The following is a 21,935-nucleotide window of genomic DNA, read 5'->3' as shown; positions in this document are numbered from 1 at the left end:
AGGCATGACCCAAGCCGCCGCCAACGTCCGGAACCAGGACGCTGAGCTGCCGATCCGTCCGTCTTTCGTCTTCGACAAATCGTGCTGATGGCCTAGACGGGCGAGCGGCAACAATAATCTCAGTGATCGGCCTTAGCTCATTCCTTGGCTTACAGCCCCTCTGGCTGTAGAGCCGCCGGGTTCGACCAAGCGTCAAATCAGCTGGAAACCAAGATCGCATGCAGATAATCGTCCGCGACAACAACGTCGATCAAGCCCTTCGCGCCTTGAAGAAGAAGCTGCAGCGCGAGGGTGTTTATCGCGAGATGAAACTGCGTCGGCATTACGAAAAGCCGTCGGAAAAGAGAGCGCGCCAGCACGCGGCAGCGATAAGCCGTGCGCGAAAGGCCGATCGTAAGCGTGCTGAACGCGACAAATAATGACGAACGACCCCTCCCGGCACTCCGCAACCCGAACGGAGGGGGAGGTTCTGGCAGCGGCGGAGGTTGCTGGTTACGCCGCAGCGGCGGGTCCGATGTCGCGACCTCGCGCTAGGCTCGTGTCCCACACTACCCGTTGAAAGGATTCGCGTGTCGCTCGACGGTCCCCGCCTCGTCGCCCTCTCGGGCTCGAAGCCGAACGCCCTCGTCATCCTGATCCATGGCTACGGATCGAACGGAGACGACCTGATCTCGCTGGCCCGCATGATCCAGCCGGCGCTCCCCCACGCCGCATTCGTAGCGCCCAACGCACCGTCGCAGATCTCCCGGATGGCCGCCGCTTACCAATGGTGGCCGATCGAGACCTTCTCGATGGCCGAGCGCGCCGCCGGCGCCGCCGCAGCCGCGCCTGCTCTCGACGCCTTCATCACGCACGCGCTCGAAGACGCCGACCTGCCGAGCGATCGCCTCCTTCTCGTCGGCTTCAGCCAGGGCACGATGATGGCGCTGCACGTCGGGCTGCGGCGCCCAGAGCCTGTCGCGGGCATCGTCGGGATCTCGGGCATGCTCGTCGCACCTGAGCGGCTGCACGCGCAAATCAGGAGCCGTCCACCGGTGCTGCTGATCCACGGCACCGAAGATGATGTCGTACCGTTCCGCTCGATGGAATTGGCGTCGACCGCGCTGACCGCATCCGGTGTCACGGTCGAGACCCACGTTTCGCCAGGCGTGGGACATAGCGTCGGCCAGGACGGGCTCGCCGCTACCACGGCATTCGCCGTCCGCGTTCTTGGCTGATCCAGCAGCTTCGCGTTTCGTTTGAACGTCGGGCCTTTTCGATGGGCTGCCCAAACTGTCCAATGACAGGAATTAGGGCCATCGCTGTCCACAAACCACAGAATTGATGGAAATCGTTCGGGGTTGCTCGACTTCCGAATTGCCGAGGCTGATGGGCGCATCCGTGCTAGAAGCAGTGAAACGCCTTCGCAAAGGCGCCGCAGCGGGGATCCGCGCGCATTCCACCTTCCGCGACCCTTCGACACCAGGCGCTCTCGAACCGCCCGTTTGGTGCCCTCACCAGAGGTAAAGACGTGACCCATCCAGATCTAGACACCTTCATCACGACCCGAACCGGCCACAGATTTCATGTCCGCGCCGCCCGTCCCGACGATGACGGCACGATCAAGGAATTCTTCGGCCATGTGAGCCGTGCCGACCTTCGGTTCCGCTTTCTCACTGGCATCAACGAGGTGTCGCCCGGCCAGATCTCGATGCTGACGCATCCCGATCACCAATATAGCGAGAGCTTCCTGGTGTTCACGGCCGACGGCTCGATGATGATCGCAACGGGCATGCTCGCCTGCGACATGGCCTTCGATCGCGGCGAGGTCGCGATCGCGATCCGCGACGATCACAAGCACCAGGGCATAGGCTGGGAGCTGCTCGCCTATATTGCGCGCTATGCCGAGACCAAGGGACTGCGGACGCTCGAATCGATCGAGAGCCGCGACAACCATGATGCCATCGAGCTCGAGCGCGACATGGGCTTTGTGGTTCGCGAATATCCCGGAGACGCAACCCAGGTGCTTGTCAGCCGCTCGCTCGATCGACATTGATGCTCGCGAACAGGCACGCGACAGGAGCCAGGCACAGTCTGTTCTGGCATGCAGCGGCTCTGCTGCTGACCACGGTTCCGCCCGCCATGGCGCAGGCCGATCCGGTCGCCGCCGATGGCGCCATCGAGCGGCTGAAGCCGGGCGAATTCCTATGGGCGCCCAATATTGCGCCCGAAGGACCGGTGACGTTGATCGTGAGCCTCAAAGCGCAACGCGCCTTTGTCTACCGCAACGGATTACCGATCGGCGTATCGACAGTATCGAGCGGCCGGCCGGGCCACGATACGCCCACCGGCATTTTCACGATCCTGCAGAAGGATCCGGATCACAAGTCGAACCTGTACGCCGATGCGCCCATGCCGTTCATGCAGCGCCTGACCTGGGGGGGCATAGCCCTGCATGCCGGCAACTTGCCGGGATATCCGGCGTCCCACGGCTGTGTCCGGCTGCCATTGGCATTTGCGAAACTGCTCTATCAAGTGACCAAGCTCGGGCTCACCGTAATCATCACCGACGATGCGGTTGCCCCCGAAGTTTCCGCTGCTCCGGTCGCTTTGGCGGCCGCAGAGGACGGACACTCGAGCCCCGAGAAGTATGTCTGGCGGCCGGACAGGTCGCCGGGTGGCCCCGTCTCGATCGTGGTCAGCGGGAAGGACAAACGGATTCTGGTTCTGAGAAACGGGATCGAGATCGGTTCGGCGGACATCGGCATCGATGGTCCGATCGAGACGACCGAGGCGTTCACGCTGGGTGCAAGCACTGACGGCGAGGTGCACTGGCTCCGCCTCGCTTTGCCCGGCCATATTCCAGGCGCAATCGCCGAAATGACGCGCGGCGAGCGCGCGCGCGCCCATCTGCCGGACGGCCTCCGCGAGCAGATCCTTGGTGTTCTGCGTCCGGGCACCACGCTTCTCGTTACACGCGATTCCCTACGCAGCAGCGGCACCGGCCGCACGCTGACGGTGATAGTGACCGACGCCAGATGACGGGCGTGACCGTCGCCGCGTAGGGCTCGGTTCAACTCGTTCAAACGCGCGGCATGCCCGAGATCAGTATCGAGCAGACACTGCTGAAGTGGAGAAGGTGCGGCGCGTACCTCGGGGCAAATGCCGGCAGGCCTAAGTCGCGCAATCATGATTGGACTCCCAAATTGGCTGATGTACAGTTCAGCTTCTCGTGGATGGGAGACGGGTCATGGCGCGGTTTGATTTGCCAGATTTCGATCCAGAGATTTATCAGTATTGGCGGTGTGCAGCTGATGCGCGCCTGTGGGATCCAGCGGATGCTGGCTGGATTGGGCGAGATCGCCAAGCCGCTGGCAAAAAGGGCCGCCTGATGGCGAGTATACGCACTTTTCGGGGATCGCTTTGCGCCGTCCTCGCGCTTGCCGCATGCGGGTTACCACTGGCGCAGGGGCAGGCGCAGGTGTGGGAGGTAGTCGTCCAGCAGGGGGGCCACAAGGTTGCGCGCGGGGGGATGCACGGTGGGGCCGGCCTGATGCGGGGGATCGGGCTGACCTGCGAGCGCAACGTCCCAATCATCGCAATCGGCCTGGCACGCGCGCCGGCACGCAATCCGGCGCTGCTAAGCTTTAGTGATGGCAGATCGACCGGCAAGCTCGGCGTGGTTCGTAACGGCGCAAGCAATGTCTGGGCCGGGCCGGTGCGCGACACCCGCGTCCTCGACATGCTGGCGCGCGCGGAAAGCGTCGAGGTCGCGATCGACGGCGTGCGCTACGGGACAGTGTCGCTCGCGGGGGCAGGCCAGGCGATGCAGGGGGCGCTGGGCGGGTGCTACGCTGCTGCTGCTATACCCGCCCGTGTGCCGGTCGCCGCACACGCAGCGACAAGCCGCGCGGTTTTCGGCGATACGACGCTCCCACCCGTCGTTCGCCGCGACTTGACCGATTTCGATCAAAGCTGCGCGGCACCCAATCCCTTTGACGACGGACAGTACCCGACGGGGCGCGGCACGGGCCTCGCTGCGTTGAATGCCATCAGCCGCGCCGACTTCAACGGCGACGGTGTCCAGGATTTCGTCGTCGATACCAGCAAGCTTTGGTGCAGCCTGGACCCACGAAGCGACAATTCGGGCGCCGGAACACTTTTCATCTACACCTCGCTGCCCGATGGCAGCATCGTGTCGTCGCTCGCCGTGCCGGTGGACCGCTTCACCGTCATAGCGAACAAAAAGGCCACGCTGCGCATCCACCAGGATGCCGTGACGGACGAAATCGAAGACGACAATCATCCCGAGATCAACGAGATTCTGACAATGGTTTCGGCGACACGGTGGAGCCGAAGCGAAGTTGCCACAGCGGATTGGCGACTGGGCGCGCTCGACAAGTTTCCGGTCGAAGTGAAGTCATATTTTGCCGAGTTGGACCGTCGATGCGCGGAAGCGGGCCGACGGTTGACGGGTGTTCGGGAGTCGCTCGCCGCGGTGAACAGTCCAGATATGATTGATCACGATGAGCCGCCCGTGCGTCTCGATTTCAATGCCGATGGTGTGCTGGACCACATCGTCGATACCTCAAACCTGCAGTGCGGCATGTTTGGCGTCGAGCCGAAAGCATGGCCGAAGCCTTGCGGACCGAATTGCGTACTGGTTGCTTTCGTCTCAAAAGCGGGCGGCGGCCATCTTGTCAGCCCCGTGCCAGGTTTCGGGAGCTTTAACGGAAATGGCGATCCGGATTACCTTGGGAAGATCGGCAAGCGCGACGTGATCTGTAGCCTCCATCATCAGAACTTTGAAAATGACAATGCCACTACCTATGAGCGCTATAGCTGGAACAGTATAACCGGGCAGCGGACAATCGTCCGAAAGGGTCAAGGATGCGGATGAGGCGGCGGTTGCGGTTCCGCCAAACGGGGCAGAAGGTTGGCCAGACCCGTTTTCGTGGGCATAAAGGAGGATGAAGAACTCGCTCTTTTTGAACGCGTTTGGCTCGCATGGCGCGCGCCGAGCGGCTTTGTTGCGACCTGGCCAAGTCTTTATGCGGATTTATGTAAAGCCGCCGGCAGGCCTAGGCGGCGTGGACAAATTCGGCCGCGTGGGGAGCCGCCTAGCTCTGCACTTAACGGCGAGCGGTGGTGTTCGACTTTCGGTTTGATTTCCCGATGGGCCTGGTTGCTGGCGTGCGCCACGTGCTGCTGCGTTCGAGCCCGCCTCAGTCCGCAGGTCGGCGGCGCAGTCGCCCGTCTTCCAGCGGGCGGGCGCCCTGAATCTTGGAGCTGCGTTCCTTGAGCCACGTCTCTGCAAATAGATCCCGCTTCGCGATATGTTCGCTCAGGTCCTTGGCCACGCGTGTAAAGGCACCGATCAGGATGCCAGGCTCCAGAAAGGTGATGTCGTCGCCGAGCTCTTCGTTCAATTCGCTCATCGCTATCATAAAAATCGTCATGAGCTTGTTGTCCGCGCAGCGCAGCGCGAATTCTGGCGACTTGAGCGCAAGCACCGCGATGATGGCGAGGGCATCGCTGTTCGTGACTTCGGCGAACCGTACGAGCCGGTCGAACGTGAAGCGGCCGCGGCCAGACTCGAAATGTTCATAGGACCTGAGCGGCATGCCCATCGCGCGTGCAACCTCGCTCGACCGCATGCGTCGATCCCTCCGGATCCCTTTTAGCGCGGCCGAAAGGAGATCGATATCGGCTCTCTCCTCTTTGCTCTTCATGCCGTACCTATGCTCCCCCTCGCGAGCCTAAGACCGAGAGGCCGAAGTCCCAAGCTCATGCACGTGGTCCCTTGCTCGGCCGCCGGCATATCAGTTGCCGGCAGGGCCAACCCTTCGAGTCACTGCGCGCGCCTTGCCGATAGTCGCACGATTTCCGGCGTGAATCTCGCATCATTCTAGTAGGTTTGCGCCGATTCTGCCGATCTCCAAGGGGATTCAGGCATTCCTTTCCAAATTTGCGGCCTCACTACGAGAAAGACCGCACCATTCTGGATTATTCATCGCGAACTGTAATGCTTCTCGCGTGAGTGAAGTGTCGCTGGCCCCACCCGAACGACGGGATCCCTATCTACGCGCCTATCAAAGCTTGCGACGCGACTTGGTCAGTGGGGCACGACAACCCGGCGATCAGATTATCGTTACTGAGGCGGCACGACATCTCGCGATCAGCCCCACGCCGGTTCGGGAGGCTCTCGCACGGCTTGTCGGTGAGCGTCTGGTCGACGACCGGCGGCATCACGGATATTTCGTGCCTCTGCCGTCCTGGTTCGACCTGCTGGAGCTCTACGAGCTTTGCGAGATGTGTCTAGTATCGGCGCTTCGCAGCGTCGAGCGCCGGCGGCAAAGCGCTGGGAGGGCAAGAGCCGACGCCGAAGGCCCGGCAAACCGGGCTGTGCTCTCCACATCGCCCGATGATCCCTTTGCCCGGCTGCATTATGCAATCCTGTCCCGCGCGCCCAACGCGAAGCTGACAGCGACAGGCTGCTTGGTCGTGGATGCCCTCGCGGCGGCTCGCCGCATGGAGGCGGAGATCTATCCCGGGCCGGACTTCGAGGTTGCCAGGCTCGATTTGCTTGCCGATGCCGACGCAAAGCCCCTGCTGTCCGCGGTGCGTTTGGAGTTCCGCCTCCGCCGTCACCGGGCGGAGCCCGTGGCCTACGCGCTGGCAGCGCGTCACCGCGCAAAAAATAGACTGGATATGGTTTGAGAATAGAAAGCGGGGCGCGCCTCCTGCGTTTGCCGCATTCCGCGGCTGGTACGACTGGAGGTCGACAATGAAGACTTCATCCAACCCGCGCCTCGTCTGCATCGGACGGGTCAGCACGCTCACCAAGGCGATCGTGCTCTTCCCGCCCAACGAAGGCGGGAGCCTGGTCCTCGGCATTCCGACGCCGTGAAGGACGCATGGGGGACAGCTCCCTGAGTTGCCCCCCATGTCTGGAGAATCTGAACTGCGACGGAAGATCGAGAATGAAGACAGGAATATCCCTGCGCTTCGTCTGCGCCGGAAAGGTCACAAGTTGCACTCAGGCCGTTTTACCCACGCCGCCATTTGAGCCAGGCAGCCTTTTGCTCGGCTGGCCCGCTCCCTGAGCAACCAGCGGTCTGGATTTCTGGAATCACCTCTCCGAGGAGTCCGAATGTTCTACGGAATGCCGCCGGGTGTCTACCTGGCCGACGTTGATGGTGACCTCGTGCTGCTGGACGCACGCCGCAACGCCTATTTCTGCCTGCCGCGAATGCATGCCGCGGGGCTGAAGACCGCGCTCACGAACAGCAACCGGTTTCGGCCCGACGTCGCCATGCTAGATGAACTCGAGGCCACGGGGCTTTTCTCGATGATCGAGGCGCCTTCGCGCGCCACGGCACCGGCAATGACTGCCGAAACCGACCTGTTCCAGGTGCGGGGCGCAAAGGCTCGGCTGACGCCGGCAAGATTGCTGCGACTTGTTGCTGCTGCCGGCACCGCCTATCGCGATATCTGGCTCGCGAAGCCGCAGCGCTGGTTCCGCAAAATTGCCGGACGAAACGCGCGTAGCGCCCGCGATGACCTGACGACGCTGTATGCACTGGCGCGCCTTGCCTGGGACGCCCAGCCATTCTTTCCCGGCACGGCGCGCTGCCTGACGAGCTCGCTCTTCCTCCTTCATTTCCTACACGCGCAGGGCTTTGCCGCCCGATGGGTGTTCGGGGTGAAGACCTATCCCTTCGAAGCGCATTGCTGGGTCGAGCACGGCGATGTGGTTCTCAACGACAGCCTGGAACATGTCCGTAGCTTCACCCCCATCGTCGCCATCTGATCCCGACATCGGTCCGGGCTATCTCGCTTTGTGCTGGCGCGGTGCTGAACCGCCCCGGTGGGTGGAGAGATTGCCCGCGGAACTGTCCCGGCACGCGCCCGGGCTGCGACTATGTGTGACGAAACCGGGGCTCATGATCTTCGGTCGGGACGGCGAGCCCCGTTGGGAAGTGTCGAGCGATCCTCAAGCCAGGCTGACGCTGATCGGGACCGCGTTCGACCGGGAGAGCCTGAACGAGGAGGGGGCCGAGCCGATCCGTGCGGATCAGGTGATTCGCCTGGACGATGATGCCTTGCTGGGGCGGGTCTGGGGCAGCTTTATTGCGATACGATCCTTCGGGACCGCGCCGTCCTTGCGGCTGATCCGAGACGCGAGCGGAAGTCTGCCGGCCCTCCTGGTCGAGGCGGGTGATTCTCTCCTCATCGCGCCGAACCTGCCGCGCTGGCTGCGCGACCTGGCCGGCATCAAGCCTCGGATCGACAGGCATGCATTGGCCTTGGCTCTGGCCAATCCCTTGCTGCTGACGCATCGGGGGCTCCTTTCCGGCGTGCATCATCTGCCGGCGGGCGGGGCATTCGATTGGGACGGTTTCGTGCTCACCGGCCCCAGCATGCTTTGGCCGTTCGCGGACATCATTGCCGAGCCGGCACGGGACGACCCCCAGGCCGCCGAGCGTCTCCGCAGAACGGTCTCGGGATCCATTCGCGCGCTGGGCGCGCGCCATGGCCGGGTCACGCTCGAACTCTCAGGCGGCCTGGATTCCGCGATAGTGCTCGGCGCCTTGGCGAGCAGCCCTCGGCCCGTCGACATCAGCTGCGTCAATTTTGCCATCACGCATGCGGGTGGCGATGAGCGCGTCGAGGCCCGCGCGGTTGCCGAGCGTTGGCGAATGCGGCTGGTCGAGGTCTCGGCTGGTGCGGAGGAATTGCGCTTCGAGGACTTGTTCGGCGGAGAGCAGCCGGTCGAGCCCATTCTCTATGGGCTGGATGCAATCCTCGAGCGGGCGAGCCTCGGCGTGACCCGCGCATTTGACGCGCGAGCGATCTTCACCGGCCAGGGTGGGGATGCCGTCTTCTGCAATATTCCGACCGCGCTCGTCGCGGTCGATTATGCCCGGGCCTTTGGTTGGCGGGCGCACTTGTCGCGGATCGCTTACGAGGCGGCCCAGCGGGCCTATCGATCGATCTGGCATGTCGAGTGGCTGATGCTGCGCGATCGCCTCGCCGGAACGCGCCAGTTGATCCCTCAATTGCCCGGGCAGCAGCTTGGTGCCGCAGCAAAGGTTGGAAGCGTCGGTGGCACGCGGCATCCATGGCTTAGCGGGGATAACGTCATCGCGCCGGCGCGTCGGATGCAGTTGGAGGCCGTTGCCAATTGCCAGCATTTCTTCGGACCGACCTGGCGGGGGAACGAGGCGGCCTTGGTCCATCCTTTATTGTCCCAGCCGATTGTCGAGACCTGCCTCGGAATCCCGACCTACCGGCTCGCCACGGGAAGCGGAAACCGCGCGTTCGCGCGCGGGGTCTTCGCGGACTGGCTTCCCGACATGGTGCGCAACCGGCGCAACAAGGGCGAGGCGACCAATTATTATCGCCGCGCGATTGCCGAGAACCTGCCCTATCTGCGCGACCTGCTGCTGAACGGGACGCTGGTCGCGCACGGTCTGCTCGATGACGCCGGAATCGACGCCGCACTGCGCGACGAGAGCCTCATCTGGACGGACCAGTCGCGCATGATCGCGGCTTATGCGAGCTTCGAAGCCTGGGCCCGTTATTGGGGCCTGGAATCGGAAGCCTGATTGTCGCGCAGGAAGGCGAATACGTGCGACCAATAGTCACGGGCATTTGCCGGACTGGTCAGGCTATGAAATTCGCCGCGATAGCGCAGCAATTGCGCGTCCTTTCCCAGGCGATAGAGCGCCATGAAGGCCCGGTCAGCCTGGGCCTCGGGCACATAGTCGAGGTCGGCGGTGACCAGAAGGATGGGTGTGCGCACATCCTTGAGATGGTAAAAGGGGCTGTTGCGGGCGTAGCGCTCAAGCGCCGCCCATGGGGGGACGCCCATCCGGCCCTGGCCGCCTTCCGACCATCCGATCGGAATGGTGAGCGAGATGCCGATTTCGCCATAGTCGAGGCGTGGATCGGTGGAGCCGTAAATCGCGGCGATGTCGTAGGGACCTGAGACGGCGACGACCGCTGCGAACCGGTCGCTTAGCCCAGCCATTCCCAGGACGGTATACCCGCCATAGCTGTGCCCCAGCAGGAAGGGCTTTTCTTTCGAAACAAGTCCGCTCGCCTGGGCAGCATCGAGCGCTTCGAGAAGCTTATCGCGAATTGCGGGGAGGGGGTCGCCGGGCGTGTCCGCAAGCGGAATGCTCGGCTGCAGCACGGCATAGCCTTGCCCGGCAAGCAGCATTGCCTGCGTCATGACCGCCGGCGTCGAGGGCAGCGAATCGTAGGGCGGTGTCTCACCGTAAGTGAAGCCGGCATAGGGGACGACGACGAGCCGGGGCGGCGGTCCGCCGCTTGCCGCCGGCAGAAGCAGCCAATGGTTGAGCTGTTTGCCGTCGGCGGCCTTGCTGTGAAGTACAACGCGCCGCACCGGCTCGACATTTGCGAGATGCGCGTTGATCCGGTCTACCACGTCGCGCTCGCCGTGCCGGACCAAAGCCAGCGCGCCGGTGCCCTGTTCGTCCTCGCTGAACACGAGAAGCTGCCCGGTCGAGGTCGTTGCCAGTACCTTGTCGCTTTTGGCGAGCGGCTGCACATCGAATCTTCCCGTTTCGTCCTCGACGATCGCGGTAGATTCCGTTGGTCCGGTCTGGACCGCAAAGGCTCGGCCCGGGATCTCGTTGAACCAGGCACGCGTGCCGAGGCTGTGGCCGTCCAGCGCGACGGTGCGAACCTCCCTGACCGGCCCCTCCGCGACCTTGGTCAGCCGGCCTTGCCAGTCGCCTTGCCAGAGACCCTCGGCATTGCCGGCGACGAAGCGATTTGCATCGATTGCCGCCAGATCGGCCGGGACGGCCGGAAGCGAGGCGGTCAGGGCAAGCGGCGAACCATCTTGTCCGATGAGGTACCAGTCGCGGCGGCGGTCGGAAGCACGCTCGGCAAGGACGAGCGCGCGATCACCCGCCCAGGCCGCGCGAGCCAGGCGCCCATTGCCGCCGGCAATCTGCAGGACGGGCTTGAGCGTTTCGGGGAGCGGCGTGCCCAAAGATCCGGATCGCCTGTCCCAGATATAGAGATGGCCTGCGGGCCAGTCCTCGCCATCGCCGCGTGCATAGAAGAGTAAACGGGCGCCCTGGGGTGACCAATGCAGCAGGCTCGCCAATATGTCGCACGAACAGGGCTCGCGGCGCGTCCCCGCGGCCAGGTCGATGATGGACAGGCGCTGGCGCCGCGGTTCGAACCCGGGATCGATCGGCAGGTTTGGATCGGGCTGCACCGCGGGCCCTTTTGTCAGGACAGCCAGCTCGCTGCGGTCGCCCGACAGCGCCAGGTCGAGCACGTCCCCCTTGAACAAGCTCCGCGTCATATTGCTCTTAAGGTCGAACTCGACAATTTGCCGCGCGCGATATCTCGTGCCCGTTGCGAGGTACCGGCCGCTTCCGAGGATATCGGACGAAGGGATCTTGCCGGCCTCGGCATCGGACCAGCCACGGATGGACGCGCGCTGCGCATAGTTCCCCGCCTGGAAGAGGGCGGGCAGTCCGCCATCGTCGAGCGTGACGACCAGGAGGCGATTGTCGTCGAGCCAGATCGGCGCGGGTCGGGCGTCGGGCAGGTCGGGGACGAGCTGGAGCCAGTCTACCTTGCGGGTCGCCATCTCGACCACCCCGATCTGGATATGGTCCTGCCGAAGCCGGAAGACCGACAGGCGGTCGCCCGAGGGCGAGAAGCTGCCGATCCAATAGCCGGCTTGCCGGTCCTGGGCGAAGAAAGGGACTGCGCGACCCTTTTCGTGAAGGTCGACCAGCATCAGTTTCGACAGCAGCCGGCGGACCCAATAATCGTAGCGATAGCTCGGCGCCGAGTCATAGCGATCGCGACGTTCGACGACCGCCCACCGGTTATGCGGGTCGACAACGGCCTGGCCATAGCTCTCGAGCCGGAGAAGGTCGTCAATCCCGTAGGGGTGAGCGGATGTGTGCGGCGCTGCCAACAGGCACAGCGCTGCCAGCCAGGTCTTACGCATGTGATTGGCTTTCAATGAGGGGAGTGGAGTGCGGGCGCAGGCCCGCGTCACCATCGCTTGATGATCTGCAGCGAGACGTAACGTCCGATCGGGTCCGCGTTTGCGGCGCCGTATCCGAACCCGCTCATCTGATCGACAAAGGGCGGATCCTGGTCGAACAGATTCTGGACATTGAATGCGAGGCTGAGCCCCTTGTTCTCGAGCGTCCTGGGCTGGAAGCGCAGCTGGAGATCAACCGTCGTCCAGCTGTCCACCTTTCGAGCGGGCACACTGACATCGTCGAGATAGGAGGCGACATAGTTGATCGAGGCCGAGATCCCGACCGGGCCGGAATCCCAGGCTCCGCTCGCCCGGACCTTCCATTCGGGCGGATTGGAGAGCGTGCCGACGCGCTCCGTCAACGGCGCCTTGGGCGTGATCCTGCGTTGATAGTCGAGCATGTGCGATGCGTTCACGCTGACCGATCCCGTGCCCCCTGCCATCGGAAAATCGCCGCCGACAAGCAGGTCGATTCCTCGAACGATGAGTTCGGTGGAATTGACCAGCCGGCCGTCCAGGATCGCCCGGAAGAATTCCGGCGGCAGGAGCCCAGCGATCTGTGATCCCGGATCGTTGATCAGTGCCAGCAGGCGCGCGCGATCGTCCGGGTTATGCGCGGCATCGACCCGCGTGATGAAAGGCGAGAATATCGCGTTCGACAGCGCCTCGCCGAGATTGTCTGCCGCCGGGTGTTCGATCCGGTTGCGGAAATGCGTCTGGAAATATGTGGCATCCAGGTGCCAGCGCCTGGCCCGGCCCGGCGTCATATGGCCGGTGAGCGTGAAGCTGTCCGCGGTCTCGGGCTGCAGGTTCGGATTGCCCCCGAACATGGTCAGTACCGGCGTCAGCACCCCTGCCGCATCGCGCAGCTGGACATAGGATACGAGCAGCGGGTCCCGCAGTTCGCGCAATACCGGCGCCCTGAATGAAGTGCCCCAGCTGGTTTTGAAAACGAGGCCCGCAAGCGGCTCCCACATCAGCCCGAGCTTGGGATTCGTCGTGCCGCCAAAATCGCCATAATGCTCGTAGCGGACTGCGCCTGAAAGTTGCAGGCGCTTGAGGCCGGGCAGGGCGTTCTCGGGACCGAAGAGCGGTATCGCCACTTCGCCGAACAACGCGGTGATGCCGCGGCCGATGTCCGTATCGTGCAGGGGTGTCGGCTTGGTGCCGTAGAAGAAGTTCTCGCCGCTGCGACCGAACTGCTCGTGTCGGTAATTTGCGCCGATGGCGATCTTGAGCGCCCCGCCGGGCAGGCTGAGCAAGCTGCCATCTGCCTTCAGATTGGCCGAGGTCATACGGCTCAGGGTCAGATTATGTGCGAAGCCCTGGTTGACGAAGTCGAGGACTTTCCGGCTGTTAACCGGCCCGTCGCCATAGGGGTTAAAGAAGCCATCGGTCGCCGTGTTGTACGGTGTGGCCGGGTCGTCGGGCGTCGTTCCGAGTGCTTCGGCGAAATAGGTCGCGTTGGCGATGTTGTGATATTCGGTTTCGGTGCGCTCCGAGGCATGGGTGACATAGGCCTCGATTTCCCAGCCCTTGCCCGGCGCCATTGTCAGGCCGCCCGTGGCTGTCCAGGATTCGACCGAGCCCGGCTGCGCGATCGGCCCGATCTCGCGCAGGAAGCTGTACGCGATCAGGCTGTAGGGCGCGCCGTCCGGGCTCACGAAATGGGGATTGGCCGCAGTAACCTGCGCCAGCCCGGTGCTCGCCTGGCCATAGCTGAGGAAATCGCGATGCGCGTAGCGGCCCTCGGCGAAGATGCTGAAATGCGCGCCGATCTCCTGCTCGGCGGTGATGTAGCCGCTGTGCCGGTCCTGGCGCGGCAGGATGTCGGTGCCCTCGCGAAAATTCTCGTAATTCTGGCCCGGCTTGAAGTCGGAGGGCTTCAGTCCGGTGCCGTTCTGACCAGTCGGGATCGCATAAGCGGGAACCAGCGCGCCTGCCGGACTGATCGTCATGATCGTGCCGGGGTTCGAGAAATAGGAACGCCAGTCGCTTCCTCCCAACGGTCTGAGGTCGGCGGAGCGGGTGAACGCGCGCTGGTCCGCGTGCAGCGCGTCACGGTGCACGAATTCATAAGCGGCGAGCACATGCCCGGTGGTCCAGCTGGTTCCGAGCACCTGGCCGAACTGGACTTCGCTGGCGCCGCCCTGAGTCGCGGTCCCGACGCGAAGCCGGGTCTCGCCCCCGGTGAAATTCTTGCGCATCAGGATGTTGATCACGCCGCCCACCGCGTCCGAGCCGTAAAGTGCGGAAGCACCATCGGTCAGAACCTCGATACGCTCGACCGCCGCCAGCGGGATCAGCGAGATGTCAGTGAAATCGGCCTGGCCGCCCGAACCCGCGAGCCTGCGACCATTTACCAGGGTCAGCGTCGCGTCGCTTCCCAGCCCTCGCAAATTGGCGCTGGTACCAAGCCCGATATTCTGGGTGCTGTGGTCGGCACCGGTCAGGCTGCTGTCCTCGGTGCCGGTTCCACCGAAATTCTGGGGCAGCGCAGCGATGGCCTCGCCAACCGTGCCATGGCCGGCGCGGTCGATATCGCTGCGATCCACGGTTATTACCTGCGAGGTGCCTTCCGAGATACCGCGGATGTTCGAGCCGGTGACCAATATCTCCTGCGCTGCCTGATCCTCCTGCGCCCCGTTCGAGGGCGTCCGGGGCGCAGGAGGCACGGGCTTGGCGCGCCGCTGCTGCGGTCGCGTGGGGGTCGCCCGCGATTGGGGTAGGGGCGGTCCCTGCACCAGCACGAACGCGCGGCCCGCCCTGCGGACCTGGATCCCTGTTCCGGCGAGCAGGCGCTCCAACGCCTGGTCGTCGTCAAAGGACCCCTCGAGCGCAGGCGCGCGATGCCCTGCAACGAGGTCGGTCGTGTAGAGCAGCTGGCGATGCGTCTGGCGTCCATAGGCGGCCAGCGCCTGGTCGAGCGGACCTGCAGGGATGTGAAACTGCTGAACCTGGCCCGCTGCGCGGACCGGCGCCGGAGCGGCAAATGCGCTCGCGGCGACTGCCGCCAGCCACATGGATCGCTTGCCCCCGGCGATTTTTCCTCTTTTCCCCACGACCTTCTCCCCCGCGTGCCGGGATATCCGGCCGTTCACCCAGATCGCTCGACGATGCGGCGATTGGAGAAGCAACGCGGTGGCGTGCGGCGGACCCTAACTGCTTCGCGAAATAATTTTCGCCGGGCCCAATTGGGTGTCAACTACGGGAGAGAAGAATCTTGTTTTCCACAGTTTTTGCCTTCAGCGAGAATAATGCCGAGACGGCCGCAATGAAGGAGTCCATATCGCCGGTTTCGAACGTGCCATCGACCTTCGCTTGTGCCAGGCCAGGGTCGCCCAGCTCGATCCGGCGCGTGCTGTAGCGATTGGCCTCGGCGATGGCTTGCTCCAGCGGCGTCGCGCGGAAAATGAGCCGACCAGAAGTCCAGCAGGTCGCTGCCTCCAGATCGACCCGCTTGGTCGCGACGGTCCCGTCGGCACCGACGATCGCAGCTTGCCCCGGGGTGCTGAGGCGGGCAGGGGCCTTTCCGTTCGAAGGATCGACCGCGACTGCACCTTCCGCCAGCACCACCAGGACCTGCTCGGGCGCCATGCGAACGTCGAATTCGGTGCCCAGCGCGCGGACCGCGACCTGGCCCGAACGCACCTCGAAGGGCCGCTCGGGATCATGCTTCACCTGGAAGAAGGCCTGTCCGCGGTCGAGCGTGACCCGGCGCACCTTGTGACCCAGGAGCACCCGCAGCGCGCTGTCGGTGTTGAGGCGGATCCGCGAGCCGTCGGATAGCGCCACCATGAGCTGCTCGCCGGTCGCGGTTTCATAGGCACGGCCGCCCTCGCGAAGCAGCCAGGTCGCTCCGACCGCGAAGGGCACCAGTCCGGCGCCCGCCAGCACCATGCGCCGGCTGGGGTGCCAGAAGCTGCGCGCAGTGCGCGGACGGCCGAGCGCCTCGCGCACTGCCGTCGCGATTTCAGGATCGTCCCCGAGCGCGCGCGATTCACGCCAGAGCGCTTCGGTGCGGGCATAGCGATCGGCATTGCCCGGCTGGCGACGCCAGGAGTAAAATGCTTCGAGTTCGTCGGTCGTGACCGATCGCATATTGAGCCTCGCGAGCCACGAGGCGGCTTGGTCGTCTGCGCGCTCTTCGTCCGTGCCCATGATGCCCCGCAGGTTAGTCGCGTAGCCTGGCGGCACACATCGCCAATGCCCGGCTCATCCGCCACTCGACGGTCTTCACCGAGATACCAGCATGGCTCGCGATCTCTTCATAGGTCAAACCGGTAAAGCGGCTGAGCACGAATACGTCGCGATAGATTGGCGGCAGCGCGAGGATTGCCTGTTTCAGCTCGAGCGCTTCATGCTGATCGGGTGCGATCGCGCCGTATCCGGCGTCGTCCTGTTGGTGCGCACCCTCGGCGAGGCCACCGCGTACGACGTTTCGCCGCATATGGTCGCGCGCGAGATTGACCGCGATCCTGAGCAGCAACGCCCTTGGATGGCGCGGCGCCTCTTGCGCCGCATAGCGCGCCATTCGGACATAGGTTTCCTGGACGATGTCATCGACATCGAGCGGCGTGGCCCTGAGCCGCCACGCCAGCATCCGCCCGAGCCACCCCGCGTGGCGCCTGTATAGTTCGTCGAGCGCGGAACTCGTCTGCGCTCCACTCGCTACGGGCCGCTCTTTCTTGTCAGGCCCCGAACCGGCCATGGCTGCTCTCCCAAACGGACAAGGGGACCGGCAGAGCCGCTGGTGGAGAGCCTGTGCGGTTGCGCTACCAACCGGGTGGGGCCGGTGCGACAAACACTTGCCCGCGAGGCGTATGAGGCACGCGGGTCTCTTGATCCTGCACAGGGGTTTCCACGCCCCTGCCGCCAATGCTTCGGCGGCCAGGTCATGCTGGCGCATCCCCGGACTCGTGGCAAGCTGCCGGGGAAAGGGGGGTCGGGTGTTGGAAACCTTTGTGCAAGGCCCGCTATTTAGGGCTGATCCGCTGCCATAACCCCGGCTCCAGAATCGCCCCTGATTGACGGCACCCGACCGGGTCAACCTGCCCGCGGTGCCGGAACCGGGCAAGGGGCATGGCTGGCGTTGCCGATCTTATGGCTGCGACGCGAAAGTCGGCGGCCGGACGGCAGTTCGAACTGGGACCTTGGCCGCGCCACGCCGAAACACCACCTGGTTTCTGCGCATAATTGCGCAAGTTTTTGCGTGTTCTCGCGACGGCCGAGTCGCGGCGCGATTCGTTAACCAATTCGCTGGAGCCCGCATGATCGGCTGGCCTCGTCATTATAGACGGGGAGCTGCTTATTCCTGCGAATGCGAAGCCGGATTGGCGCGATAACGCTGATTACCGACCCTTGCTTGCGCTAGGTCGGCCCGGCTTCGCCTGGGAGTTCCTGCGGCGGAACCCCGTCTATCGCGCCGAAGCCCGCCGCGCGCTGCGCATGCGTGCCCGGCGGTCGCGCTCTGGCCCGTTGACGATCGATGCGCCGCCCGGAGGTGCGGCGCGCTGGGGCCTTTGCTTTCCAGGAACGACCCGAACGCGATGCCCGCACCGCCTGCACGGTGTGGCATGCGGATCATGATCGAGGCGTAGTGACCGTCGATGCCCATTCGGCGAGGGAAGGCCAGCCTGACAGTCTGGATATCCGTACCGCCGGTGTCGAGGTGACTCTGCTCAACATATCGGGGGCCGAACAGCATCTCGTGCTCAGCGAGGGCGCGCGGCAAATCCATTTGGCAGTTCGCAGCGGCAGCCTGCTCGAAGGGCCGGTGCGCCTCCGATACGCGCTCGACGGCTTTGCGGACCTGGAGACGAAGCTTCTGACCCTGCGTCGTCTCGCGGCCTTGTGGCGGCTTGGTCGCATGCCCGCCGAACTCTTTCCTCGCGACACGCGGGCACCGCGATGGATCGAGATGCTGCGCACGATCGATGCATTACAGGCGGGCGCCGAGCAGCGTGAAATCGCCGAGGCGCTGTACGGAAGCAGTGCCGTCCGGGAAGAATGGCGGGGACGGTCTGACTATCTTCGCCTTCGGGTGCAGCGGTTGGTCCGCAGCAGCGAGGCCATGGTCGAGGGTGGATATCTTCGCCTCGTTTCCATGAATGAAGTCTCCAGGCGCTGATCAGCGGAGAGAAGTCCGGTGGCGATCATCTGGTCACGTCTGAATCCTGACCCTCGAGCAAACCGCTCGCCAGCAGATAGCTATCTGATCGTGAGATGCCCGGAGCGGACGTTCCGCTTGCAAACCTAAGAGCACAGACGGCCTCGGCACGCGCTTCCCGCTCGTCCAGCGGTCCTATGACCTGCAGCCGGAGACGCCGGTAGGGTCAGGCTAATCTTCAGACAGGAGACGGCCGTTCACGCCTCAGCAGATCGCCGCAGCGTGAGCGGCAGGGCCGCGACCAAGGGTTTAATCGGTCGACTTCCTCGGCCGGCGCCGCGGGAGGGCGGCACCGGGGAAATTCAGTTTATGGGACGCAGGACGTGATCTGGGTCGCTCTTTGAGCACTAACGCCTGCGCGGGTTGGCTATCGACCTGGAGCATATCGACGCGACGGTTCGGATCATCGCCCCTGAAATGGCGGTGGAGGCGATCAAGACCAAGGCGTTCCGCCCGCCTGCCGATTGGAGCAAGCGCGGGGAAATGACGCGCATGGTGCTGTCTATCCTGCGCACCGCCCGCAATCCCATGGCCAGCCGCGAGATTGGCGAGAGAATGGTCGTAGAGCGCGCACTGGTCGCGGACGCTGCAACTCTCAACAGCATGGGGCGCTGCGTCTCCTGCGCGCTTAGGACGCAGCGAACGAAGGGTGTGGCGCAGTCTCAGGAAGGTGAGACGGGGTTCTGGAAACTTTGAGAAATCGCTCGGTAAATGAGCCAATTTGGATTGGTCTGTACCTATTGGGCTTGTCCAGCGCTCACCGCCATTTACTCAGTCACTCCGTAGCCGCAGCGGGACTGGTGCGGGCGCGCCGGGGGGTGAGCCAACCAAGGCAATTCATCCTCTACCTACCGTCTCCCGTGTGGCGCCGGGACACCCCGCGCTTGGGGCGGCTACGAGAGGGCATTCCACACGCATAAGCCCAGCGCCAGCAGGCTCAGGCCCACCAGCGTGGCTAGCTCTATGTGTAGGAGCGCGGGCGGCGTATCAATGAGGTAAGGCCTTGCCGCCTTGTTTGAACTTCGCAAGTTTTCGAGTGGCGACCGCGTCGGCACGGTCCGTGCGGAGCGGGGGGTCAGCTTGCCGAACAATGTCTCAGCGTCGCGCGGCGCGCCCAAGCGGGGCCTGGTCAACGTCATGACATTGGCGCGGCGCGCCGGCGCAGCGCGATCCGGGACGCAACGAGGAACGCTACTGAGCGGTGGCACTCGTGCTTCCAACACGAGAACGGGACCCAAGGCATGCTCTCGCCCAAGGGCCGCCGGGTTGCCAACTTCGCCATGCGGATCGGTCAAGGACAGCCCCTGTCCGCGGTGCCTGTGTGCCGGGCCCGAGGGCCCCACATTCACATCACTCGTAGCGCAGGGCTTCAACCGGGCGCCGCCTTGCGACATTCAATGCCTGCAGACCCGAGCTGCCCAGCGTGATGGCCAGGGCGACCAGCGCCGCGGCGGGGAACAGCCATAGGTCGAGCGGCACGCGGTAGGCGAAGCCGTTCAGCCAGTTTCGCATCATCCACCACGCACAGGGCCACGCGATGAGGTTCGCCCACAAAACCGGACGGCTCAGCCGGGCCAGCAACAGAATCAGCACTTGGTCCGTCCGAGCACCGAGCGCCTTGCGGATCCCAATCTCCTTGGTGCGCCGTTCCGCGGTGGCGATCGCCATTCCAACAATGCCGGTGGCGGCGAGCAGCGCTGCGACGCCGGAGAAAAGGCCGAAAATCCAGGCGCCGCGGGCAAGGTCGCGATACAGTTCTTCGACATGATCGGAGGCGAATTTCCGCTGGATCGGCTCTTGCTGGCCGGTTTCGCGCCACAGCCGATCGATCGCCGCCAACGTCTCGGGGATGTCATGGCCCGCCAATTTGATCATCACCAATCCAGGCCCACCCGGCGCATGCGGCATGTCGAGATAGATGGTGGGCTTGATCGGTGCCTCAACCGACAGAAGGCTGAAGTCGGGTACAACCGCGACGATCCGTGAGCCGATCTCCTGCCCGGAAGGACCGGAGGGAATAGGTACGGTCTTGCCTATCGCGGCGCTCGCACTGCCAAAACCGAAGCGGCGCACCGCCGTTTCGTTTACGACGATGCGTTCGATCACCTCCTCGCCCTCCGGTGGGAGTAGGGACAGGGATCCCGCGACCGGTGCGATGCCGAACAGCGGAAAGCTCGACGGCAGCATGGGGATATTATCAGTCGGGATATGCTCGTTGCCGATCGAAGCGAAGAAGAAGGTCGGATATTCTAGGAGCCCACGCCCGGCGCACGACGTGGCGCGCACGCCGGGGAGCTTCCCGACTTCCTGGCGAAAGCTCGCCGGACAGGGTGCATCGATGACGAGCAGCTGATCCACATCGAGCCGCAACGCGTCGGTCATCGCGAAGCGGCGTTGTTGGTAGACTACCGCCAAGGCAATCATCAGCCCGATCAGGATCGCGAACTGCACCGTGACGAGCAGATCGGTCACCACCGATCGTCCCTTCATTGCGACGCCGCGATCGCGCAGCAAAGCGGCGGGCGACAGGCTGGACAGTACAAAGGCCGGATAGGCTCCGGCTGCAAGGCCAAGCACCACTCCACCGGCGACCAACCACAACAGCAGCATCGGATGCGTGAGATAATCGAACGTCGCCTGAGTCTGGAACAGCGCGTTGAGGCTCGGGAGCGTGAGTTCAACCAGGGCGGCACCGAGCAGAGTGGCGAGTAGCACCGTCGCCACCGCCTCGGCGAGGAATTGCCCCGCAATCTGGCCACGGGTGGCGCCGCACGCCGCGCGGACGCCGATCTCCCGCCAGCGGCGCGCCGACAGGGCAGTGCTCAGGTTCACATAATTGGCGACGGCGATGAACAGGATGAAGGCGGCCACCAAGCTGCCCACTTCCAGCCGTTCGCGCGCGCCGGGACGAAGGCCTGGATGCAGCGCGAGCGCGTCGATCCGCACGAAACGCATGGAATAGGAACCCCGCATCATCGCCGGCAACAGGCCGTCAATCAACGGCGCAAGCCGGCGCTCTGCCGCCGCGAGAGAGGCCCCCTCCCGTAGCCGGAGATAGGTGCGCGCGCCGATCGAGAAGGTGCCGGGGGCGTCAGCCCCCCAATAAAACAGCGCCTTCGCGGATTTGCCGGACGCGAAGATGCCCGTGTTGAGATCGGTCATCCGGGCTGGCAGATCGGCAATCACCGCGCGCAGAACCATCGGCGCGCCATCGACCTCGATCACAGCACCAAGCGCGTTCTCCCGCCCGAAATGCCGGATCGCCTCGCTTCGGGTCATGACGACACCATCCGGCGTATTCAATGCCGCCTGAGGCCGACCGGCTATAACCGGCAGCCGCAGAACATCGAATATTTCGGGGTCCGCCCAATAGATATTTGCACGCGTCGTCTCGCCATTGCGGCGCAACGCCACCTCGGCCTCAGACAGCCGGCCGACGGCATCGACATCGGGCAGGTTCGCTCGAATCAGCCCGGCCGCGCCGCTATTGTTCGTGTCGTTGACCACGGGCGCCATTCCCGGCCCGCTCAATATGGAGATTCCCAGATAAGTACGTTCGTGGTCCGGCACGAAGGCGTTAAACCCGAGCGCGTCGCGCGCAACGAGCGCCAGCATGAGCGCCCCGGCGAGCCCGACCGCCAGCCCTGCGACCGCAATCGCGGACAGCAACCGGGTCGCGCGAAGATTGCGGACATAGGCCGTCGCGAAATGCCGGCTCCGGGCCCAAACGCCGACCCT

19 protein-coding genes are annotated in these 21,935 nt (G+C 64.2%); 13 read left to right on the top strand and 6 right to left on the bottom strand.

All coding sequences use genetic code 11. The features are described 5' to 3' along the window. The first annotated feature begins 218 nt into the window (after positions 1-218). From rpsU to IAG41_RS22385, 6 genes are all read left to right on the top strand, one after another. Entirely contained in the window at positions 219-419 is a 201-nt protein-coding gene (gene rpsU, locus IAG41_RS22410) for a 30S ribosomal protein S21 (protein ID WP_056528936.1), read from the top strand. Between the two features lie 150 nt (positions 420-569). Beyond that, complete coding sequence (locus IAG41_RS22405; RefSeq protein WP_187730923.1) at positions 570-1,217, top strand: alpha/beta hydrolase; 648 nt, start codon at positions 570-572, stop codon at positions 1,215-1,217. Positions 1,218-1,510: 293 nt separating this feature from the next. Continuing rightward, positions 1,511-2,035 (top strand): GNAT family N-acetyltransferase, encoded by a 525-nt coding sequence (locus tag IAG41_RS23525; RefSeq protein WP_187730922.1) that lies wholly within the window; start codon positions 1,511-1,513, stop codon positions 2,033-2,035. Then, a complete protein-coding gene (locus IAG41_RS22395) occupies positions 2,035-3,021 on the top strand; it encodes a L,D-transpeptidase (RefSeq protein WP_187730926.1) in 987 nt (328 codons plus the stop codon). Before IAG41_RS23525 ends, IAG41_RS22395 begins: the two co-directional genes overlap by 1 nt. Before the next feature lie 53 nt (positions 3,022-3,074). Then, a complete protein-coding gene (locus IAG41_RS22390) occupies positions 3,075-3,371 on the top strand; it encodes a hypothetical protein (RefSeq protein ID WP_187730921.1) in 297 nt (98 codons plus the stop codon). Continuing rightward, entirely contained in the window at positions 3,371-4,879 is a 1,509-nt protein-coding gene (locus tag IAG41_RS22385) for a hypothetical protein (protein ID WP_187730920.1), read from the top strand. The genes IAG41_RS22390 and IAG41_RS22385 overlap by 1 nt, the downstream gene beginning before the upstream one ends. Before the next feature lie 325 nt (positions 4,880-5,204). Here the strand turns inward: IAG41_RS22385 and IAG41_RS22380 are convergent, their stop codons facing one another. After that, the gene (locus IAG41_RS22380; protein WP_222950842.1) at positions 5,205-5,711 is read right to left on the bottom strand and encodes a helix-turn-helix domain-containing protein; all 507 of its coding nucleotides are present in this window, start codon (positions 5,709-5,711) and stop codon (positions 5,205-5,207) included. A 304-nt stretch (positions 5,712-6,015) separates the two neighbouring features. On the opposite strand from IAG41_RS22380, the gene IAG41_RS22375 reads away from it, so the two are divergent. The 4 genes from IAG41_RS22375 to IAG41_RS22365 all read left to right on the top strand — a co-directional run bounded on the left by IAG41_RS22375 (position 6,016) and on the right by IAG41_RS22365 (position 9,590). After that, the gene (locus IAG41_RS22375; RefSeq protein ID WP_187730919.1) at positions 6,016-6,699 is read left to right on the top strand and encodes a GntR family transcriptional regulator; all 684 of its coding nucleotides are present in this window, start codon (positions 6,016-6,018) and stop codon (positions 6,697-6,699) included. 67 nt (positions 6,700-6,766) lie between these two features. Next, positions 6,767-6,889, top strand: coding sequence for a hypothetical protein (locus tag IAG41_RS23395; protein ID WP_262408839.1), 123 nt, complete (start codon positions 6,767-6,769; stop codon positions 6,887-6,889). A gap of 243 nt (positions 6,890-7,132) precedes the next feature. Continuing rightward, positions 7,133-7,792: a lasso peptide biosynthesis B2 protein gene (locus IAG41_RS22370; protein ID WP_187730918.1), complete on the top strand. Its 660-nt coding sequence runs from the start codon at positions 7,133-7,135 to the stop codon at positions 7,790-7,792. 133 nt (positions 7,793-7,925) lie between these two features. After that, positions 7,926-9,590 carry an asparagine synthase gene (locus IAG41_RS22365; protein WP_187730917.1) on the top strand — a complete coding sequence of 555 codons (1,665 nt, stop codon included), beginning with the start codon at positions 7,926-7,928 and terminating at the stop codon, positions 9,588-9,590. On the opposite strand, the gene IAG41_RS22360 is transcribed toward IAG41_RS22365, so the two are convergent. The 4 genes from IAG41_RS22360 to IAG41_RS22345 all read right to left on the bottom strand — a co-directional run bounded on the left by IAG41_RS22360 (position 9,563) and on the right by IAG41_RS22345 (position 16,739). Further along, complete coding sequence (locus IAG41_RS22360; protein WP_187730916.1) at positions 9,563-11,989, bottom strand: prolyl oligopeptidase family serine peptidase; 2,427 nt, start codon at positions 11,987-11,989, stop codon at positions 9,563-9,565. The genes IAG41_RS22365 and IAG41_RS22360 overlap by 28 nt on opposite strands. Positions 11,990-12,036: 47 nt before the next feature. Next, positions 12,037-15,051, bottom strand: a complete 3,015-nt coding sequence (locus IAG41_RS22355; RefSeq protein ID WP_187730915.1) for a TonB-dependent receptor — start codon at positions 15,049-15,051, stop codon at positions 12,037-12,039. Positions 15,052-15,229: 178 nt separating this feature from the next. After that, positions 15,230-16,189, bottom strand: a complete 960-nt coding sequence (locus tag IAG41_RS22350; RefSeq protein ID WP_410468103.1) for a FecR family protein — start codon at positions 16,187-16,189, stop codon at positions 15,230-15,232. Positions 16,190-16,202: 13 nt separating this feature from the next. After that, a complete protein-coding gene (locus IAG41_RS22345) occupies positions 16,203-16,739 on the bottom strand; it encodes an RNA polymerase sigma factor (RefSeq protein ID WP_187730913.1) in 537 nt (178 codons plus the stop codon). A gap of 578 nt (positions 16,740-17,317) precedes the next feature. Between IAG41_RS22345 and IAG41_RS23580 the strand changes: the two genes are divergently transcribed. The 3 genes from IAG41_RS23580 to IAG41_RS22335 all read left to right on the top strand — a co-directional run bounded on the left by IAG41_RS23580 (position 17,318) and on the right by IAG41_RS22335 (position 18,893). Beyond that, positions 17,318-17,617 (top strand): transcriptional regulator domain-containing protein, encoded by a 300-nt coding sequence (locus IAG41_RS23580; protein ID WP_410468104.1) that lies wholly within the window; start codon positions 17,318-17,320, stop codon positions 17,615-17,617. A gap of 10 nt (positions 17,618-17,627) precedes the next feature. Continuing rightward, positions 17,628-18,158 (top strand): DNA -binding domain-containing protein, encoded by a 531-nt coding sequence (locus IAG41_RS22340; protein ID WP_187730912.1) that lies wholly within the window; start codon positions 17,628-17,630, stop codon positions 18,156-18,158. 402 nt (positions 18,159-18,560) lie between these two features. Beyond that, a complete protein-coding gene (locus IAG41_RS22335; RefSeq protein WP_187730911.1) occupies positions 18,561-18,893 on the top strand; it encodes a hypothetical protein in 333 nt (110 codons plus the stop codon). A 654-nt stretch (positions 18,894-19,547) separates the two neighbouring features. Here IAG41_RS22335 and IAG41_RS22330 read toward each other — a convergent pair. Then, positions 19,548-21,866 carry an FtsX-like permease family protein gene (locus tag IAG41_RS22330; protein WP_187730910.1) on the bottom strand — a complete coding sequence of 773 codons (2,319 nt, stop codon included), beginning with the start codon at positions 21,864-21,866 and terminating at the stop codon, positions 19,548-19,550. Positions 21,867-21,935: the final 69 nt, after the last annotated feature.

Source organism: Sphingomonas sp. JC676 (assembly GCF_014489075.1).
Lineage (GTDB): Bacteria > Pseudomonadota > Alphaproteobacteria > Sphingomonadales > Sphingomonadaceae > Sphingomonas.
The sequence above is the reverse complement of the archived record's forward strand: the minus strand, read 5'-3'. Positions and strand labels throughout refer to the sequence as shown.

What these genes read in the sequence shown, in the direction of transcription:
- rpsU (WP_056528936.1), top strand. Translation starts at nt 219, where the DNA reads ATGCAGATAATCGTCCGCGACAACAACGTCGATCAAGCCCTTCGCGCC.
- IAG41_RS22395 (WP_187730926.1), top strand. Translation starts at nt 2,035, where the DNA reads ATGCTCGCGAACAGGCACGCGACAGGAGCCAGGCACAGTCTGTTCTGG.
- IAG41_RS22390 (WP_187730921.1), top strand. Translation starts at nt 3,075, where the DNA reads ATGCCCGAGATCAGTATCGAGCAGACACTGCTGAAGTGGAGAAGGTGC.
- IAG41_RS22385 (WP_187730920.1), top strand. Translation starts at nt 3,371, where the DNA reads ATGGCGAGTATACGCACTTTTCGGGGATCGCTTTGCGCCGTCCTCGCG.
- IAG41_RS22380 (WP_222950842.1), bottom strand. Translation starts at nt 5,711, where the DNA reads ATGAAGAGCAAAGAGGAGAGAGCCGATATCGATCTCCTTTCGGCCGCG.
- IAG41_RS23395 (WP_262408839.1), top strand. Translation starts at nt 6,767, where the DNA reads ATGAAGACTTCATCCAACCCGCGCCTCGTCTGCATCGGACGGGTCAGC.
- IAG41_RS22370 (WP_187730918.1), top strand. Translation starts at nt 7,133, where the DNA reads ATGTTCTACGGAATGCCGCCGGGTGTCTACCTGGCCGACGTTGATGGT.
- IAG41_RS22365 (WP_187730917.1), top strand. Translation starts at nt 7,926, where the DNA reads ATGATCTTCGGTCGGGACGGCGAGCCCCGTTGGGAAGTGTCGAGCGAT.
- IAG41_RS22360 (WP_187730916.1), bottom strand. Translation starts at nt 11,989, where the DNA reads ATGCGTAAGACCTGGCTGGCAGCGCTGTGCCTGTTGGCAGCGCCGCAC.
- IAG41_RS22355 (WP_187730915.1), bottom strand. Translation starts at nt 15,051, where the DNA reads ATGTGGCTGGCGGCAGTCGCCGCGAGCGCATTTGCCGCTCCGGCGCCG.
- IAG41_RS22350 (WP_410468103.1), bottom strand. Translation starts at nt 16,189, where the DNA reads ATGGGCACGGACGAAGAGCGCGCAGACGACCAAGCCGCCTCGTGGCTC.
- IAG41_RS22345 (WP_187730913.1), bottom strand. Translation starts at nt 16,739, where the DNA reads ATGGCCGGTTCGGGGCCTGACAAGAAAGAGCGGCCCGTAGCGAGTGGA.